Source organism: Streptomyces sp. XY006, assembly GCF_002237655.1.
GTDB classification, from domain to species: domain Bacteria; phylum Actinomycetota; class Actinomycetes; order Streptomycetales; family Streptomycetaceae; genus Streptomyces; species Streptomyces levis.
This window is the reverse complement of the sequence record NZ_NOKT01000018.1, coordinates 102,853-119,106: the sequence shown is the minus strand read 5'-3', so window position 1 is coordinate 119,106 and position 16,254 is coordinate 102,853. Positions and strand designations below refer to the sequence as shown.

The following is a 16,254-nucleotide window of genomic DNA, read 5'->3' as shown; positions in this document are numbered from 1 at the left end:
GGCCCTGTGACCTTGAAGATCGACATCGACGACAGCGCCCCGCCGTACGAGCAGGTGCGGGCGCGGATCTCCGAGCAGGCACGGTCGGGCGAACTGCCGGTGGGGTACCGGCTGCCGACCGTGCGCGGGCTGGCCGAGTCGCTGGGCCTCGCGGCGAACACGGTGGCGAAGGCGTACCGCGCGCTGGAGGCGGACGGGGTGATCGAGACGCGGGGCCGCAACGGCACGTTCGTGGCCGCCGCCGGTGCGGCGGCGGAGCGGGAGCTGGCGGCCGCCGCCCAGGCGTACGTCGAGCGGGCCCGCCGCCTGGGACAGGGCGAGGACGCGGCCCTCGCCGCGGTACGGGACGCCCTGCGGGCGGCTTACGGGGGATAGGGCAACGCGCTCAGGAGTGCTCGGGGACGCCCCGGCGGGACGGGGGCGACGTGTTCAGGTGCGCTCAGGTGCGCCCCGGCGGGACGCGGGCGACGCGTTCAGGTGCGCTCTGAAACGCCCTGGCGGGACGCGGGCGACGTGTTCAGGTGTGCTCTGAAACGCCCTGGCGGGACGCGGGCGACGCGCTCAGGTGCGTCCCGGCGGGTCGGGGTGACCGGTGTCTGTCACGTGGGGACCAGGTGCTCCGGCGTGCGGGTGATCTCCAGGCCCGCCGACCTTCCCGCCCGCGCGAACGCCATCGCGTCCGCCACGGCCGCGCCGCCCGGGTCGTTGTTGAAGTACGCGTAGACGTCCTCGCCCTCGTGCCAGGTCGTGTCGATGCGGTCGAGCCAGGTGGCCAGGGAGCGGCGGCCGTAGCGGGGCCACGGCTGGGCGCGGCCCTGGTGGAAGCGGACGTAGCCCCAGTCGGCCGTGCGCCACAGCGGCGTCGCCGGGCGGGCCAGGACGTCGGCCCAGCACAGGGCGGCGCGCCGGGACTCCAGGACCGCGCGGACCTCAGGCGTCCACCAGGAGTCGTGGCGGGGCTCGACCGCGACCCGCGTCGAGGCAGGGAAGCAGGCCAGGCAGACGTCGAGCAGACCGGGGTCGGCGCGCAGGTTGGGCGGGAGCTGCAGGAGGACCGGGCCGAGGCGGTCGCCGAGGCCCTCCGCGTGGGACATCAGCCGGTGCACCGGCTCCTCGGGCTCCTTGAGCCGCTTGATGTGGGTCAGATAGCGGCTCGCCTTGACCGCCACGACGAAGTCCGGCGGCACCCGGCCGCGCCAGCCCTCGAAGGTCTCCCGGGACGGCAGCCGGTAGAAGGCGTTGTTGATCTCGACGGTGGCGAAGTGCCCCGCGTACTCCTCCAGCCAGAGCCGCATCGGCAGCCCGGACGGGTAGAGGACGTCCCGCCAGTCCTTGTACTGCCATCCGGACGTGCCGACGAACAGGGTCATAGCCCCATGAAAACACCGGCGGGCGGCGACCTCCTACAGATACAGGCCCGCGTCCACGCCCCCGCGCGGCTCCGGCAGGGCGGTCGGGGACGTGCCGCGGCGCAGCGCGTACAGCTCCGCCAGGGTGGCGCCCTCGCGGCCGACGCCCTCCTCGCGGCCCAGCCAGCCCACCGCCTCGGCGCGGGTCAGCGGCCCCACCTCGATCCGGGCGAGACAGCGGCCGGGACGGACGACCGCGGGGTGCAGGCGCTCCAGGTCCTCGTTGGTGGTGACACCGACCAGGACGTTGCGGCCCTGGCCGAGCAGCCCGTCGGTCAGGTTGAGCAGCCGCGACAGGGCCTGGCCCGCCGTGTGCTTGGCCTCGCCCCGGATCAGCTCGTCGCAGTCCTCCAGGAGCAGCAGCCGCCAGCGGCCCTTGCCCGTCGCGTCCTCCTCGCCGATGGCGATGTCCATGAGGTAGCCGACGTCGGAGAACAGCCGCTCGGGGTCCAGGACGCAGTCGACCTGGCACCAGTCGCGCCAGGACCGGGCGAGCGTGCGCAGCGCCGAGGTCTTGCCGGTGCCCGGCGGGCCGTGCAGCAACAGCAGCCGGCCCGCGATGTCCTCGGGGGTCGTCTTCATCAGCCGGTCCATGGCGTCCGCCACGGGCGCGGTGTAGTTGGGCCGGACCTCGTCCCAGGTGCCCGCGGCGATCTGGCGGGTCGTGCGGTGCGGGCCGCGGCGCGGCGAGACGTACCAGAAGCCCATCGTGACGTTCTCCGGCTGCGGTTCGGGCTCGTCCGCCGCGCCGTCCGTGGCCTGGTCGAGGATCTTCTTCGCCAGGTCCTCGCTGGTCGCCGTCACCGTGACGTCGGCGCCCCGGTTCCAGCGCGAGACCAGCAGCGTCCAGCCGTCGCCCTCCGCGAGCGTCGCGCTGCGGTCGTCGTCCCGGGCGACGCGCAGCACCCGGGCGCCGGACGGCATCAGCGTCGCGCCGGAGCGGACCCGGTCGATGTTCGCCGCGTGGGAGTACGGCTGCTCGCCCGTCGCGAAGCGGCCGAGGAACAGCGCGTCGACGACATCGGACGGGGAGTCGGAGTCGTCGACGTTGAGCCGGATCGGCAGCGCCTCGTGCGGGTTGTCAGACATGCCGCCATGATCCGGCACGGGCGCGCCGCGTGCACCCGGTTTCCGTTTCCGGGTGCCCGCGGCAGGTCGCCCGCGCGCAGGTCAGCCGCCCGGGCGGGCGAGCAGCCGGCGCGCCTGCCGGGTCCTGCGGACCATGGCGTACCCCTTGGTCAGGGCCCGGTCCCGGGCGAACGTCCGGGTGATCGCCCGGCCCTCGACCAGCCGCTCGAACTCCTCGATGCCCGTGCCGCGCCGCACCGTCACCCGCCGCAGGGCGTACGGCCCCTGCGCCCGGCGCGCGAGGCCGTTGCCGACGGCGAGGGCCTGGGCGTACCCCGTCTCGCGCACCGCCTGCCGGACCCGGCGGCTGGAGTAGCCGTACGGGTAGGCGAACGAGGCCGGGACGGTGCCCAGTTGGTCCGAGACGATCTCCTTGCAGTGGATCAGCTCGAAGCGCAGGGTGGCGTCGGAGACCTGGTCGAGCTGCGGGTGGCTGTGGCTGTGCCCGCCGATCTCCACGCCCGCCGCCGCGAGTTCGCGCACCTGGTCCCAGTCGAGCATGGTGTCCAGGCCGCCACCGGTGTCGTACGGCCCCCTGAGCCACCCGGTCGAGACGAACAGGGTGGCCGGGAAGCCGTGTTTGGCGAGGGCGGGCAGCGCGTGCCGGTGGACGCCCTCGTAGCCGTCGTCGAAGGTGACGAGGACCGGCCGCTGCGGCAGCGGGCGGCCCGAGCGCCAGCGGGCCGCGAGATCGGCGGTGGTGAGCGGGGTCAGGCCCCGGTCGGCGAGCACCGCCATCTGCCCGGCGAACGCCTCCGGGGTCACGGACAGGGCGCGGGTCGCCTCGTTCGGGTCGGTGGCGACCGCGTGGTACATGAGGATCGGCACCCGGGCGTCGTCACTCACGGGCCGCCACCTCCACCCGGGGCACCTGGAACGTGGTGCCGCCGCGGCGTGCCCGGACGCTGCCGACGACGTAGCCGCCCGCCGCCGTCAGCACCCCGGCCACGATCGCGCCCGCACGCCCCGCGCCGCCGCGCCGGGCCAGCAGGGCGTCCCGCAGTCCCCGGGCCACCCCGGCCGGCAGCACCCGGGTGGTGTACCGGCGTTCGGACTCCAGGCCCTTGTCCGCGCCGACGCTGCGGGCCACCAGGGCCTTGGACAGGCCCTCGGCGTAGGTGCGCGTGCGGAAGTAGCGGAAGTGCTCGCGGACCTCGGGCACCCGGTGGTGGATGACCGCACGGTCGTCGATCAGCAGCACCGCGTCGGGCCAGGCGCGGCTGAGCCGGATGCACAGTTCCGTCTCCTCGCAGCCCAGGGGGCGTTTGTCGCCGTCCCTGCCGATGCCGGTGGCGAAGCCGCCCGCCGCGTCGAAGGCGCTGCGCCGGAACGAGGCGTTGCCGCCCAGCACGTTGCGCACCCGGACCCGGCCGCGCGGCAGGCCCCGGTAGGTGCAGCCCACCACCCAGTCGAACTCCTCCGGGAACCAGTCCGGGCGCCGCCCCGACGCCCACACCGGCACCGTGCGCCCGCCGACCGCGAGTACCCGGGGGTCCTCGTACGCCTCGGCGAAGTGCCGCAGCCAGTCGCGCTCGGCCACGGCGTCGTCGTCGAGGAACGCCACGATCTCGCCGCGCGCTGCGGCGATGCCGGTGTTGCGGCCGGCGGACAGGCCGCGGGGGCCCGCGTTGGCGAGCACCCGCACCTCGTCGGCTTCCTTGTACTCCTTGCCGAGACGGTCCAGCAGCGCCTGGTTGTGGTCGACGACCAGCAGCGTCTCCAGGGCCGGCCGGGACTGCGCCCGCACCGAGGAGACCGCCGCGAGGATGTCCTCCCAGCGGTCCTCGGTGTAGGCGCAGATCACGACGGAGACGTCGGGACCGCTCAACGCGCCTCTCCCCGGACGGCGTCGAGCATCGGCGACTGCGCCGAACGGCGGCGCAGCGCCCGGCGGTTGGAGCGCTCCTGAAGGATCACCCGGAGCACGCGCAGCCCGTCGCGCACGGCCCGCAGATTGCTGGTGCCGTGGATGCGCAGGTACTCGTGGCTCGGGATCTCCTGCACCTTGAGGCCGGCCTTGACGACCCGGATGTTCATCAGGGTCTCCACCTCGAAGCCGGTGCAGTCGAGGTCGATCTTGTCGAGGCAGTGCCGCCAGAAGGCGTTGTAGCCGTAGCACAGGTCGGTGTACCGGGCGCCGAACTTGCGGTTGACGACCGTGCACAGCGCCCAGTTGCCCATCTTGCGGATGAAGGTCATGTCGTCGGTGCCGCCGCCGTTGGCGAAGCGGGAGCCCTTGGCGAAGTCGGCGCCCGAGACCAGGGCGGAGACGTAGGAGAGGATCTCGCCGCCGTCGGCCGAACCGTCGGCGTCGACCATCACGATGATGTCGCCGGTGCAGGCCTGGAAGCCGGTGATCAGGGCGTCGCCCTTGCCCTTGCCGCGCTGCTCCACCACCTTGACCTCGGGCCACAGTTCGCGGGCCACCTCGACGGTGCCGTCGGTGGAGTTGCCGTCGACCAGGACCACCTCGTGGATCCAGTCGGGCAGGGTCTTGAAGACGTACGGAAGGTTCTCCGCCTCGTTCATGGCCGGGATGACCACGCTCACCGGCGGGGCTATCGCCAGATGCGAGGAGACGGGCCGGTACTTGGCTGCGGTCGGCGGATGCTCTTCCGTCACGGCCGGCTGCAGAACTGAGCTCATGAGTCTGGTCCCTCTCGTCCGGTGGACCGCCCCCCCAGGGCAGTCCGGATCCAGTCCGGTTCGAAAGGGGGGTTCTCACCCGGGGCAGGCCGAGATGGACCTTCGGCACGCCGGGTGAGCTGGCAAAGCTGGACGGCCCCCGGAAAACGGCAGCCGACCGCGCGGCACGGCCCGGAGACCGTTGCGGTCACCGAGCACGGCACCCCCCTACCGCGCCCCGCGCCGGTACGTCGCGGTCCTTGAGCCCTCCCCTAGAGCCGCGTACTGACGGACCGATGCGGGTGAGATGTATGACGGTATTGACGATTGAACCCGTATGGCAAGACCTGGAACGGCCCCTCACGTTTTTGTTGGTTTGTTCGTTGCGGGAGGCGCTTTACGGGACGCAAGTTGAAAGGTTCCCGTCCCATAAACGGCCGTTCCCCGGCAGGCGTGTCATGCCTGCCGGGGAACGGTCGTTCAGGTGTTCGTGCTTACGGGACGAGCTGCAGCAGCCGGTTCGGCGAACCCGAACCCGCGCTCGTGACCTTGCCGGTGACGGCGCCGCCCACCAGGGCCGAGGCGACCTGGGCCGGGGTGGAGGCGGTGTGCCCGGCCAGGTAGACCGCCGCGGCGCCCGCGACGTGCGGGGTCGCCATCGAGGTGCCGGAGATGGTGTTGGTGGCGGTGTCGCTGGTGTGCCAGCCGGCCGTGATCGAGGAGCCGGGCGCGAAGATGTCCAGGGCCGAGCCGTAGTTGGAGTAGCTCGCCTTGGCGTCCGTGCTGGTGGTGGCGCCCACCGTGATCGCCTCGGCCACCCGGGCGGGGGAGGACGAGGAGGCGGTGGTGCTGCTGTTGCCCGCGGCGACGGCGTAGGTGACGCCGCTGGCTATGGAGTTGCGGACGGCCGTGTCGAGGCTGGTGGAGGCGCCGCCGCCGAGCGACATGTTGGCCACCGAGGGACCGGAGTGGTTCCGCGTCACCCAGTCGACGCCCGCGATCACGCCGGCGGTGGTGCCGGAGCCGCTGTTGTTCAGCACGCGCACGCCCACGATCTTCGCCTTCTTGGCGACGCCGTAGGTCGAGCCCGCGATCGTGGTGGCCACATGGGTGCCGTGGCCGTTGCCGTCGGAGGCGTCGGTGTCGCCGTCGACGGCGTCGTAGCCGTGGGCCGCACGGCCGCTGATCTGCTGGTGGGTGATGCGCACACCGGTGTCGATCACATAGACCGTCACACCGCTGCCCGCGCTGTCCGGGTAGGTGTAGGTGCCGGAGAGCGGGAGCGAGGCCTGGTCGATGCGGTCCAGGCCCCAGGGGGCGTTGGTCTGGGTGGCGGCGAGCGTGACGCGCTGGTTCTGCTCGACGGAGGCCACCGCCGGGTCGGCGGCCAGCCGCCGGGCCTCGGTGGCGGAGAGCTCGGCGGAGTAGCCGTTCAGCGCCGCGCCGAACGTCTTCTCGACCGTGCCGCCGTACTCCTTGACGAGGCCCTTGCCCGCGGCCGAGGACGCCTTCAGGCCCGCGCTCTTCTTGAGCGTGACGATGTAGCTGTCCTTGATCGCCGCCGGGGAGTCCGCGGCGAGCACCCGGCCCTCGGCGGGAGCGGCCTGGGCGGGCAGGGCGGTGAGGCCGCCGACGAGGGCGGCGGTCGCCGACAGGGTGACGGCGGCGGTTCCGAGTCTCTTGCTGCGCAGTTGTGCCATTACGAGGGAGTCCTCCTCTAGGCGGCGCGCGCCTGGGTGGGGCGCGCGTCATGTGGGGGATGTGCGCGTGCTCGCGCACACGGCCGGGGAGCGTCGCGTTCCGCTCCCGGCCGGAGTAAAGCGTCGACCATCTACCGGCGTAGAACAAGGGAGTTGAACAGCCATCAACAAATCTGTCATGAGCACGCAACAGGCGAGGTTGAATACCGGACAAGGAGCGTGGTGAACGCGCCACGTGCCGTGAATCGGGCCCCCAGACTTGGCATGAACACTTCCTGTCAACACGCGTAGCTGCTACGACGGTTGTGGCAGAGATCCTGCTAAAGGGAGGTTCCATGAGACGTTCCCGATTTGTCGTCCTCGTGAGCTCGCTCCTCCTCGCCGTCGGTACCGCCCTGACTGGGGCAGCCACGGCGCAGGCGTCCTCACTCGCCGCAACTGGCGGCTACGTGGCCCTCGGTGACTCCTACTCATCCGGAGTCGGAGCGGGCAGCTACATCAGCTCCAGCGGCGACTGCAAGCGCAGCACGAAGGCGTATCCCTACCTCTGGGCCGCCGCGAACTCACCCTCGACCTTCGACTTCACGGCCTGTTCCGGCGCCCGAACGGGTGATGTTCTCTCCGGACAGCTCGGCCCGCTCAGCACCGCCACGACCCTCGTCACCGTCAGCGTCGGCGGCAACGACGCCGGGTTCGCCGACGTCATGACGACCTGTGTGACCCAGTCCGACAGCGCCTGCATCTCCCGCATCGACACCGCCCGCGCGTACGTCGACTCCACGCTGCCCGGCAAGCTCGACAGCGTGTACTCGGCGATCCGCTCCAAGGCCCCGAACGCCCGGGTCGTCGTCCTCGGCTACCCCCGCTTCTACAAGCTCGGCGCCACCTGCCTCGGGCTGTCCGAGGCCAAGCGCAAGGCCATCAACGACGCCTCCGACCACCTGAACACCGCCATCGGCAAGCGCGCCGCCGGCCACGGCTTCGTCTTCGGCGACGTCCGCCCCACCTTCACCGGCCACGAGATCTGCTCCGGCGACTCCTGGCTGCACAGCGTCAACTGGCTCAGCATCGGCGAGTCCTACCACCCGAAGGCCCCCGGCCAGTCGGGCGGCTACCTGCCCGTGCTCACCGCCAACGACTGACCGCTCAACCGGACCCGGACCCGCCGTCCGGGTCCTCCTCCGTGCCCGGCCCGGCGCCCGGCTCCGTGTCCGAAGGAGAAGGGGAGGCCCCGCCCGTCGGGGTCTCCGTCTCACACGTGATCGAGAACGGCACCGACGCGGACGTCGTACGCACCGGCTCCCGCACCTCGACGGCGATCTCGTTCTCGAACGTGCCGGAGCGCGCCTCGGTCGTGACCGTCACGGCGTCCTGCTTCGTCCGGCCGCCGCCCTCGGGGAACGACGCCGTCTTCCAGCCCCCGTCCAGCACCGAGCCGTCCTGCGTCACCCAGCGGTAGCGCACCTCGGCCGGCAGCCGTCCCACCGTGAGCGTCGCCGTGAACCTCGGCGCCCGCGCCTCCTGCGGCGGGCACGGGCCCGTGTAATGCGTGCGCGAGCCCGTCAGCGCGACCCGCACCGACTGCGGCGGCGGACTGCTCCGCTCGCTCTCGCTCTCGCTCGGCGTCGGCGAAGGACTCGACTTCCCGCTCCCCGTGTTCCGCGGCGGATCCTCCGTCCCGGCGGGCGTGCTCGCGCCCGCGCCCCGGTCGCCGTCCCCGTCGCCGCCCCCGTTGTTCAGCAGCGCGTACGTCAGCCCGCCCACCGCGAGCGCCAGCGCGATCACGCCCGCGACCAGCACCCGCCCGGTCCGCCGGTCGCGCTCCTGGCGGGCCACCGGCGCCGTCGCGCCCGAGCCCGAGGCCGAGCCCGAGGCCGCCGGCTGTCCCGGGAAGGCCATCGGCGGCGTCGGGGAGGGCTCCGGGTGGCCCGCCACCGTCGGCGGGAAGGGGACCGCCCGCACGGTGTCCGCCCGGGGTGAGCCGCCCGCGCCGATCACCCGCAGCTCCTGCTCGGCCCGTTCGGCCGGCAGCCGCTGCTCGGGGTCCTTGCGCAACAGCCCCTCGATCACCGGGGCGAGCGGACCGGCCCGGTACGGCGGCGGCAGCTCCTCGTCCACGATCGCGCGCAGCGTGCTCAGCGGGGTGTCGTGGCGGAAGGGGGAGTGGCCCTCCACCGCCGCGTACAGCAGCACACCGAGCGACCACAGATCGGACTCGGGGCCGGGCGTGCGGCCGAGCGCGCGCTCCGGGGCGAGGAACTCGGGCGAGCCGATCACCTCCCCGGTCATGGTCAGTGCCGAACTGCCCTCCACCATGGCGATGCCGAAGTCGGTGAGCACGATCCGGCCGTCGTTGGCGATCAGCACGTTGGCCGGCTTCACGTCCCGGTGCAGCACCCCGGCCTCGTGCGCGGCCCGCAGCGCGGCCAGCACCTCGGCACCGATGTGCGCGGCCCGCTGCGGCGGCAACGGCCCCTCGGCGTCCAGGACCTCGGCCAGGGACAGGCCCCGGACCAGCTCCATGACCACCCAGGGCCGGCCCTCGTCCGTCGCCACGTCGTACACGGTGACCACGTTCCGGTTGGTGATCCGGGCCGCCGCCCACGCCTCCCGCTCCAGCCGGGCGTACATCCGCTGGACGTCGTCGCCCCCGAGCCCGGCCGGGGCGCGCACCTCCTTGACGGCCACCTCGCGGTGCAGCAGTTCGTCGCGGGCGCGCCAGACCGTGCCCATGCCGCCCTCGCCGAGCGGTGCCAGGAGCCGGTAGCGGCCCGCGATCACCCGCTCATGGCCCGGTTCTTCGGACACGGCGCCCCCATTCGCAGCCGGGCGGAATCTCTCTGAGGTCTGTCTTCCCCAGGACGTCGGCCTTCCTCACGAACGTAACTCAGCCCAGTGCGGATGCCGCCCCCTTGAACACGAGTCCGGCCCCGAGAACGACGACGGCGAAGGCCGAGCCGAGGGGGGCGGTCCGGCGCACCAGGGCCGCCAGCGGGCCCGCCGTCCAGCGGGGGCGCCGCTCCAGCAGCCGGGTCATGCCGCTGCCGGCCTTGACGACGGCGTATCCGGCGGCGGTGAGGGTGAGCGCCAGGCCCACGCCGTAGGCCACGACGAGCAGCAGGCCGAACCAGGCCTGCCCGAGCGCCGCGGCGCCGACCAGCACGACCACGGCGGAGGGGCTGGGCACGAGCCCGCCGGCGAAACCCATGAGGATCGTGCCGCGCAGGGTCGGGGCGACGGGGTGGCTGTGGGTGAACCCGCCGTGGGTGTGCTCGACCGCGTGGGGATGGGGGTGTGGGTGCGTGTGGTCGTGCGGGTGGCTGTGGTCGTCGTGGTGGTGGCTGTGGTCGTGATCGTGGCTGTGGTCGTGGCCGTGATGGTGACCGCCGGGCTCCTGCTTGTGCCCGTGCCCGTGCCCGTGCCCGTCCCCGTGTTCGTGACCGTGTTCGTGGCCCGGGGCGTGCGTGTGGGGGTGTGGGCGGTTGCGCAGGGCGCGGCGGACCAGGCTCGCGCCCGCCAGGGTCACCAGGATGCCGCTGGCGACGCCGAGCCAGGCGATCACCGAGGGGGCCGCCGCCGAGCCGGCCGTGACGAGGAGGCCCAGGGCGACCACGCCGAGGGTGTGGGTGACCGTCACCGAGGCGGCCATGGGCAGGACGTCCTTCATCCGGGCCCGGCCGCCCCGGGCCGCCGCCGTCGCGGCCATGATGGTCTTGCCGTGGCCCGGGGCGAGCGCGTGCATCGCACCGAGGACCACGGCGATGCCGAGGGCCAGCGCGGCGAAGCCCGCGGTGAGGTCGTGCCGGGCGACCAGCTCGTCCAGGGCGCGTGTCCAGCGGTCGGCGCCGCGCGGCAGCACCGAGGCGGCGGGGGCGTCCGACTCCTCGCCGGCCAGGGCGGGACCGCCCGGGCGCACCCGCAGCGCGGCGGAGGCCGTGTCGGCCGGGGAGGACAGCAACTCCTCCGGATAGCGGGTCAGTTCGCCGGAGACCGACGCCTTCGGCACGTCCGACGCGGTGAGCGTCATACGGTCGCCGCGGGCCGTGATCTCCCGCCAGCCCGGCCCGGACGAGGCGCCCGCGCCGCGGAAACCGAGCGAGACCGACTCCCGGTCCGGGGGGAGGGGAGCGGTCAGCGCGCACTCCACCCGCAGGGTGTCGAGCCCCGCCTGCCCGGGCCGCACGCGCGCGTGGCCGCGCTCGGCGGTCAGGGCGACCGCGCGGCCGTCCACGGTGACGCGGCTGTCCTCGGCGGCCGTGGCACACCGCTGGCGGGCCCACATCGCCATGCCGAGGCGCTCGATGTCCGGCTTGGCCTGGGTCGCGGGGATCTCGGCGAGGTCCTCGACGTGCCGGATCCGGAGTTCGCCCGGCGCCGCGACCAGGCCGTCGTAGCGGTTGACGGTGAAGTTGCCCAGCGGGTGGGCGCTCGCCGTGGCGGCGGGCAGCAGGGTGAGCGCGCAGGCGGCCGTGAGGACGGCGGCGCCGGACGCGAACAGCCGGCGCACGGTCACCGGTTCCCCTCCAGGTCGTCGAGTGCGGTGCGGGCCTCGCGCGCGCCGAGCGGCGAGAAGCCGGGGTTCAGGTCGAGCGCGGCCTTCAGGTGGGTGCGGGCCGCGCCCTCGTTGCCGGTGGCGCGCTCGATGATCCCGCGGTGGTACAGGAAGGCCGCGTTGCGGTAGCCGGTGGCGGTGGCCCGGCGGGCGTACGGCAGGGCCTCCTCGTCCCGGCCGTTCACGTGCAGGGCCCAGGCGAGGGCGTCGGCGGTGTGCACGCTGTGGCGGCGGTCCCACTCGGCGCGGGCGGCGCGCAGGGCGGCCTCACGGTCGCCGTGGTCGGCGGCGGCCAGGGCCGCGTCGAGGTCGGCGTTGACACCGCCCGCCCGGGCCAGGGACGTCCAGGCGTCCACGAGGGCGTACTGGTCACCGGCCCTGGCCCGGTCGCCGTCGCCGCCGCGGTCCTCGTACAGCTCGCCGAGCGCGACGAGCGGACCGGGTAGCGGGGAGCGTGCGACGACCTGTTCGAGGCCCCGTACGGCGGCTGCCCGGTCGCCCCGCGCGGCCTGGGCGCGGGCGCGGCCCTCCAGCGCGGGGAGGTACTCGTCGTCGGCGGCGAGGGCGCGGGCGTAGTGGCCGAGGGCGGAGTCGTACTCGCCCTGGTTCCAGTCCAGTTGGCCGAGGGCCGTGGCCACGTAGGCGATGTCGGCGGGGGCGCTCGCGGCGTCGAGGGCGCGCCGGAGCACCTCGCGGGCCGTACGGACGTCGCCGCGCAGTTCGTGCACGTACGCGTAGCGCGTGAAGACCGGCACCCCGGGGCGCTTGTCGTCGGCGGCCCGGGCGGCCTCGGCGGCGTCGTCGTAGCGGCCGAGTTCGACGAGCGCGTCGATACGGGTGCACAGGGCGCGTTCGTTGTAGGGGTTCTGCCTCAGGGCGCGGGCGGCCTGGGCCAGGGCGCCGGGGAAGTCGTGCCGGGCGGCGGCGAGGGCGGCCCGGCCGGCGAGGGCCTGGTCGTTGCCGGGCCGCAGGGACAGGGAGCGCCGGAGCGCGCGTTCGGCCTGCGGATAGCGCGAGGGGTCGCCCTTGGTGCGGGCCTGCTCGACGTAGGCGACGCCGAGGGTGGCCCAGCTGCCGAAGTCCCGCGGCTGGGCGCGCAGGTGCCGCTGCAACGACGCGATGCCCGCGTCGAGATCGCCCCGGGCGAGATCGCCGGGCGACAGGGCCCCGGCGGCGGACACGGGAGCGGCCCCGCCGCCCTCGCCCCCGGCGCCTCCGAAAGCCACGGCTCCTCCGGTCAGCGCGACGGCGAGCAGCGCGGCACACCCGGCCAGATGAGCGGCCCGCCAACGCCGCCCCCGCTCGGCGGCCCGCCGCACCACCTCCACGCGCCGGCCGGCGTCGGCCCCGGTGCCGTCGGTGCCGTCGGTGTCTTCGGTTCCGGGCACGTCCTCGGTGCCGCCCCTCTCCGCCTCGGCGCCCGGCGTTGCGTAAGCCAAGTCCGGCGTTCCGGCAGCCCCGCCCGGGGTTCCGTCAGCCGCATCCCCGGGGCGTTCCCTGGACGGCGGTCCGTCGGTCCCGGCTTCGGGATCCGGGGACGGAGGCCCGTCGCCGGGCCTGCCCGGTGTGCTGTCGGTCGTACGCGGAGGCATGACCTCTCCTCGGTCGGATCTGCGGGTGGTGATGCGGGAGCCGGCGGCGCGGCCCGTGCCGTGGGGGGTGGGGGACGGACCGCGCCAGTCGGGAGCGGAAGGGGCCGGTACGGTCAGTACGCCCGGTTCCGCATGCGGCGCCACCACATCAGGGCCGCGCCGATCAGGACGATGCCGCCCGCCCCGGCGCCGGCGGACGCGGCGATCAGGCGCATGTCGTCCGAGCCCTGCGCACCGGCCGGCTGGAGCGCGTCGCCCAGCTGGCTGCGGACGTCGTTGCCGCCGTCCACGCCCTTGGCGAGCGGACCGCGCGAACCCTCCGTCGGCAGCGCGACGTACGGGAAGGACTTCTCGAACGCCTTGTCGTTCTTGTCGACCGCGTCACCCAGGTCGTTCTTCGCGCCCAGCAGCTCACCCTCGACGACCTGGAGCGAGGCGTCGATCACGTCGTCGGTGAGGCGGCGGCCGTTCGGGAAGCCCGCGGTGTCCCCGTCCAGGACGCCCAGCCGCTTGGGCTTGGCGGCAGGCTTGATCGACGTGTTGAGCCGCAGCTGCTCCGACGGCGTCACGTGCGGCGGCTGGTTGAGGTCCTTGACGCCCTTGAGGAAGACGTCGACCAGGTCGTTGCGCGGCTCGTCCGGAGCCGGGATCTTGTAGATCGCCTCGATGAGCTTCGGCAGCTCCGGGTTGGTGACGTTCTTCAGGAACTGGGCGTCGTCCCGGGGCGCGGACGCGTTGAACTTGTCCTTGTCCTTGATCGGGTTGACGACCTCGTTGACCAGCGGGTTGCCCAGGCGCGAGACCTGCGAGAAGTAGCCGCGCGCGTTCTTGCGCTGGGTCGTGGACCAGATGCCGACGACCGGCTGGTCGTGGGACGTGGTGAGGAAGCTGCTCGGGACCTGCAGGGCTATGGAGTTGACGTTGTAGCCCTTGAGCGTGTCGTTGCCGACCTCGGAGAGGTTCCCGCCGTACAGCAGGTCGAAGACGCGCAGGTCCAGGAAGAACGGGTCGTCGGCCTGACCGGCGAACGTCTGCGCGCCCCCGGCGAGCTTGTGCACCGCCTGCTTGCGCAGGGTGTTGTAGTCCGGCATCGACGCCTTGCCGACGTTCGAGGGAGCCACCGGCACGTCGTCGGCGATCTTGGTCTTCGACACCGCCTTCAGGTGGCGCAGCTTGATCAGTTCGACGTCGTACGTCTGCGTGATGTTGAGGTCCGGGTCGTCGAGGCTCTCGACCGGGCCGGTGTTGTAGAGGAACGTCTTGTCGTTCTTCGTGTGCGTCTTGAACGTGTAGCGGAACAGCAGGTCTTCCTGCGCGTCCCCGTCGCTGTCGATGCGCAGGTCGTACTGCGCGTCCTCGGCGAAGGTGAAGAAGTTGGGCCCGCCGGCCGGTTCCTCGAAGGGGATCCAGTTGGCGATGATGGTCGTCGTGTCCGGCTTGTCCGGGCTGACGAACGCGTACACGTCCGTGTTGTCGTACTGCGGGGTCCCCGAGATCAGCGGGGCCTCCCGGTGACTGGAGGCGGAGGCCGCCTCAGGTTCCAGCGCGGTCACGCCGGCGGCCGTGAGCCCGCCGGCGGCCAGCGCACCACAGATCGCGGTCGCGATGCTGCCGCGTCCCGCACCGGTCCTGGAGATAGGTGTCATGCCGTCCGTCCTCCGTGCCAACTTGCCTGACACACACCCTTCGGAGCGGCCGGCGAAGCGGATTGGTCGAATCTCAAACGTTCTTACGGCGCGTCTGAAAAGTTGTTTCATCGTCGGCGACCCGCGTTTTCGGCGCGCTGATCCGTAACCCCATCCGGAGGTGTGTGCGTTGCGAATGCCTCGTATGAGGGGACAGGCCCGGTGCGGCCTCGGAGAGGGGGACCGAGTGGAGGCGGACGAACTGCTGCTGCTCGTGGCGAGCGGGGACCAGAAGGCGTTCGAGGATCTGTACGGACTGGTGTCCGGCCCGGTGTTCGGGCTCGTACGGCGTGTGGTGCGCGACCCCGCCCAGTCGGAAGAGGTGGCTCAGGAGGTGCTGCTCGAACTGTGGCGGTCCGCCGCGAAGTTCGATCCGGGGCGCGGCAGCGCCATGTCCTGGATCCTCACCCTGGCCCACCGCCGGGCCGTCGACCGGGTGCGCAGCGCCCGCGCGGCCGGGGAGCGTGAGCAGCGTGAGGCCCTGCGCTCCGGGCAGCCGGCCTTCGACCACGTCACCGAGGAGGTCGAGGCGGGCCTGGAACGCGAGTGGGTGCGCCGCTGCCTGGACCGGCTCACGGTCCTGCAGCGCCAGTCCGTCACCCTCGCCTACTACGAGGGCTACACCTACCGCGAGGTGGCCGAGCAGCTCTCCCTGCCGCTCGGCACGGTCAAGACCCGGATGCGCGACGGGCTGACCCGGATGCGCGAATGCCTGGGAGGCGTGGCATGAGCCTGTTCCGCCGCGAGGACCTGCACTCGCTCGCCGCGCCCTACGCGCTCGACGCCCTCGAACCGCCCGAGCGGGTCCGCTTCGAGAAGCACCTGAAGGGCTGCGACCGCTGCGCCGCCGAGGTGCGCGCCCTGTCCGAGGACGCCGTCCGGCTCGCCTGGTCCACCGCCGCCCCGGCCCCGGCCGCGCTGCGCGACCGGGTGATGGCCGCCGTCCGGACGACGCCGCAGGACCCCGCGCCGCAGGAGGCGCGCGAGACGGCACGCGCGCGTGCGCCGCAGTTGCCGCCGCACGTGTGGGGCGCCCAGCCGCCGCCCCGGCAGCGGGCGCGGCGCCGCCTCCCGCTGTTCGTGCCCTTCGCCACGGCCACCGCCGCCGCGGCTCTGGTCGTCGCCTCGCTGTTCGCCGTGCAGGCGAACCGGACCCAGGACGAACTGACCGCCGAGCGCGACCGGTCACGTGAGATCGCCCACGTTCTCGCAGCTCCGGACGCCCGGGCGAGCAGCGGACGGGACGCCCGGGGCCGCACGATCGGAGTGATCGCTTCCGCCACGGAGGGGAGTGCGGTGGTCACCCTCGGCGGATACGGCGCCCCGCCGGGCGGCCGCGTGCACCAGTTGTGGCTCATGCGCCCGGGCGCGCAACCACGCTCCCTGGGCGTCTTCCGGAGCGACACGCCGCTGGTCGCGACGGGTCTCGGCACCTCCGCGACGTCACTGGCCGTGACCGTCGAGCCCGCCGGGGGATCGCCGCAGCCCACTACGCAGCCGATCGTCCAACTCGCCCTGAAATCTGTCGGATTCGGAGAGTGATCGGGGATACATCGTCAACCC

At 73.3% G+C, this 16,254-nt stretch carries 14 protein-coding genes; 4 read left to right on the top strand and 10 right to left on the bottom strand.

Annotation, left to right across the window (positions count from 1 at the left end):
- The first annotated feature begins 6 nt into the window (after positions 1-6).
- The gene (locus tag CHR28_RS21865; protein ID WP_094055374.1) at positions 7-375 is read left to right on the top strand and encodes a GntR family transcriptional regulator; all 369 of its coding nucleotides are present in this window, start codon (positions 7-9) and stop codon (positions 373-375) included.
- 224 nt (positions 376-599) lie between these two features.
- Here CHR28_RS21865 and CHR28_RS21860 read toward each other — a convergent pair whose 3' ends face one another.
- The 6 genes from CHR28_RS21860 to CHR28_RS21835 form a co-directional block, all read right to left on the bottom strand.
- Complete coding sequence (locus CHR28_RS21860) at positions 600-1,370, bottom strand: DUF72 domain-containing protein (RefSeq protein ID WP_094055373.1); 771 nt, start codon at positions 1,368-1,370, stop codon at positions 600-602.
- A 33-nt stretch (positions 1,371-1,403) separates the two neighbouring features.
- A complete protein-coding gene (locus tag CHR28_RS21855) occupies positions 1,404-2,498 on the bottom strand; it encodes a DUF5925 domain-containing protein (RefSeq protein ID WP_094055372.1) in 1,095 nt (364 codons plus the stop codon).
- Positions 2,499-2,579: 81 nt separating this feature from the next.
- On the bottom strand, positions 2,580-3,353 hold the full coding sequence (locus CHR28_RS21850) for a polysaccharide deacetylase family protein (protein ID WP_094055435.1): 774 nt from the start codon (positions 3,351-3,353) through the stop codon (positions 2,580-2,582).
- A 22-nt stretch (positions 3,354-3,375) separates the two neighbouring features.
- Complete coding sequence (locus tag CHR28_RS21845) at positions 3,376-4,365, bottom strand: glycosyltransferase family 2 protein (protein WP_094055371.1); 990 nt, start codon at positions 4,363-4,365, stop codon at positions 3,376-3,378.
- On the bottom strand, positions 4,362-5,183 hold the full coding sequence (locus CHR28_RS21840; protein WP_094055370.1) for a glycosyltransferase family 2 protein: 822 nt from the start codon (positions 5,181-5,183) through the stop codon (positions 4,362-4,364). The genes CHR28_RS21845 and CHR28_RS21840 overlap by 4 nt, the downstream gene beginning before the upstream one ends.
- A 473-nt stretch (positions 5,184-5,656) precedes the next feature.
- On the bottom strand, positions 5,657-6,862 hold the full coding sequence (locus tag CHR28_RS21835) for a S8 family peptidase (RefSeq protein WP_094055369.1): 1,206 nt from the start codon (positions 6,860-6,862) through the stop codon (positions 5,657-5,659).
- Positions 6,863-7,197: 335 nt separating this feature from the next.
- Here CHR28_RS21835 and CHR28_RS21830 point away from each other — a divergent pair, with 335 nt between their 5' ends.
- A complete protein-coding gene (locus CHR28_RS21830) occupies positions 7,198-8,004 on the top strand; it encodes an SGNH/GDSL hydrolase family protein (RefSeq protein WP_094055368.1) in 807 nt (268 codons plus the stop codon).
- Positions 8,005-8,008: 4 nt separating this feature from the next.
- Here CHR28_RS21830 and CHR28_RS21825 read toward each other — a convergent pair whose 3' ends face one another.
- The 4 genes from CHR28_RS21825 to CHR28_RS21810 form a co-directional block, all read right to left on the bottom strand.
- Positions 8,009-9,670: a serine/threonine-protein kinase gene (locus CHR28_RS21825; protein ID WP_256984327.1), complete on the bottom strand. Its 1,662-nt coding sequence runs from the start codon at positions 9,668-9,670 to the stop codon at positions 8,009-8,011.
- A gap of 79 nt (positions 9,671-9,749) precedes the next feature.
- The gene (locus tag CHR28_RS21820) at positions 9,750-11,375 is read right to left on the bottom strand and encodes a HoxN/HupN/NixA family nickel/cobalt transporter (RefSeq protein WP_094055366.1); all 1,626 of its coding nucleotides are present in this window, start codon (positions 11,373-11,375) and stop codon (positions 9,750-9,752) included.
- The gene (locus tag CHR28_RS21815) at positions 11,372-13,006 is read right to left on the bottom strand and encodes a tetratricopeptide repeat protein (RefSeq protein WP_094055365.1); all 1,635 of its coding nucleotides are present in this window, start codon (positions 13,004-13,006) and stop codon (positions 11,372-11,374) included. The genes CHR28_RS21820 and CHR28_RS21815 overlap by 4 nt, the downstream gene beginning before the upstream one ends.
- Before the next feature lie 113 nt (positions 13,007-13,119).
- Positions 13,120-14,652, bottom strand: coding sequence for a DUF4331 domain-containing protein (locus CHR28_RS21810; protein WP_094055364.1), 1,533 nt, complete (start codon positions 14,650-14,652; stop codon positions 13,120-13,122).
- Between the two features lie 226 nt (positions 14,653-14,878).
- On the opposite strand from CHR28_RS21810, the gene CHR28_RS21805 reads away from it, so the two are divergent.
- Positions 14,879-15,421 carry a sigma-70 family RNA polymerase sigma factor gene (locus CHR28_RS21805; protein WP_179272520.1) on the top strand — a complete coding sequence of 181 codons (543 nt, stop codon included), beginning with the start codon at positions 14,879-14,881 and terminating at the stop codon, positions 15,419-15,421.
- Positions 15,418-16,233: an anti-sigma factor gene (locus tag CHR28_RS21800; RefSeq protein WP_094055362.1), complete on the top strand. Its 816-nt coding sequence runs from the start codon at positions 15,418-15,420 to the stop codon at positions 16,231-16,233. Before CHR28_RS21805 ends, CHR28_RS21800 begins: the two co-directional genes overlap by 4 nt.
- Positions 16,234-16,254 lie beyond the last annotated feature (21 nt).

Excerpts from the sequence above, each read along its gene's own strand:
- CHR28_RS21860 (WP_094055373.1), bottom strand. The coding sequence starts at position 1,370 with ATGACCCTGTTCGTCGGCACGTCCGGATGGCAGTACAAGGACTGGCGG.
- CHR28_RS21855 (WP_094055372.1), bottom strand. The coding sequence starts at position 2,498 with ATGTCTGACAACCCGCACGAGGCGCTGCCGATCCGGCTCAACGTCGAC.
- CHR28_RS21850 (WP_094055435.1), bottom strand. The coding sequence starts at position 3,353 with ATGTACCACGCGGTCGCCACCGACCCGAACGAGGCGACCCGCGCCCTG.
- CHR28_RS21840 (WP_094055370.1), bottom strand. The coding sequence starts at position 5,183 with ATGAGCTCAGTTCTGCAGCCGGCCGTGACGGAAGAGCATCCGCCGACC.
- CHR28_RS21835 (WP_094055369.1), bottom strand. The coding sequence starts at position 6,862 with ATGGCACAACTGCGCAGCAAGAGACTCGGAACCGCCGCCGTCACCCTG.
- CHR28_RS21830 (WP_094055368.1), top strand. The coding sequence starts at position 7,198 with ATGAGACGTTCCCGATTTGTCGTCCTCGTGAGCTCGCTCCTCCTCGCC.
- CHR28_RS21815 (WP_094055365.1), bottom strand. The coding sequence starts at position 13,006 with ATGCCTCCGCGTACGACCGACAGCACACCGGGCAGGCCCGGCGACGGG.
- CHR28_RS21810 (WP_094055364.1), bottom strand. The coding sequence starts at position 14,652 with ATGACACCTATCTCCAGGACCGGTGCGGGACGCGGCAGCATCGCGACC.
- CHR28_RS21800 (WP_094055362.1), top strand. The coding sequence starts at position 15,418 with ATGAGCCTGTTCCGCCGCGAGGACCTGCACTCGCTCGCCGCGCCCTAC.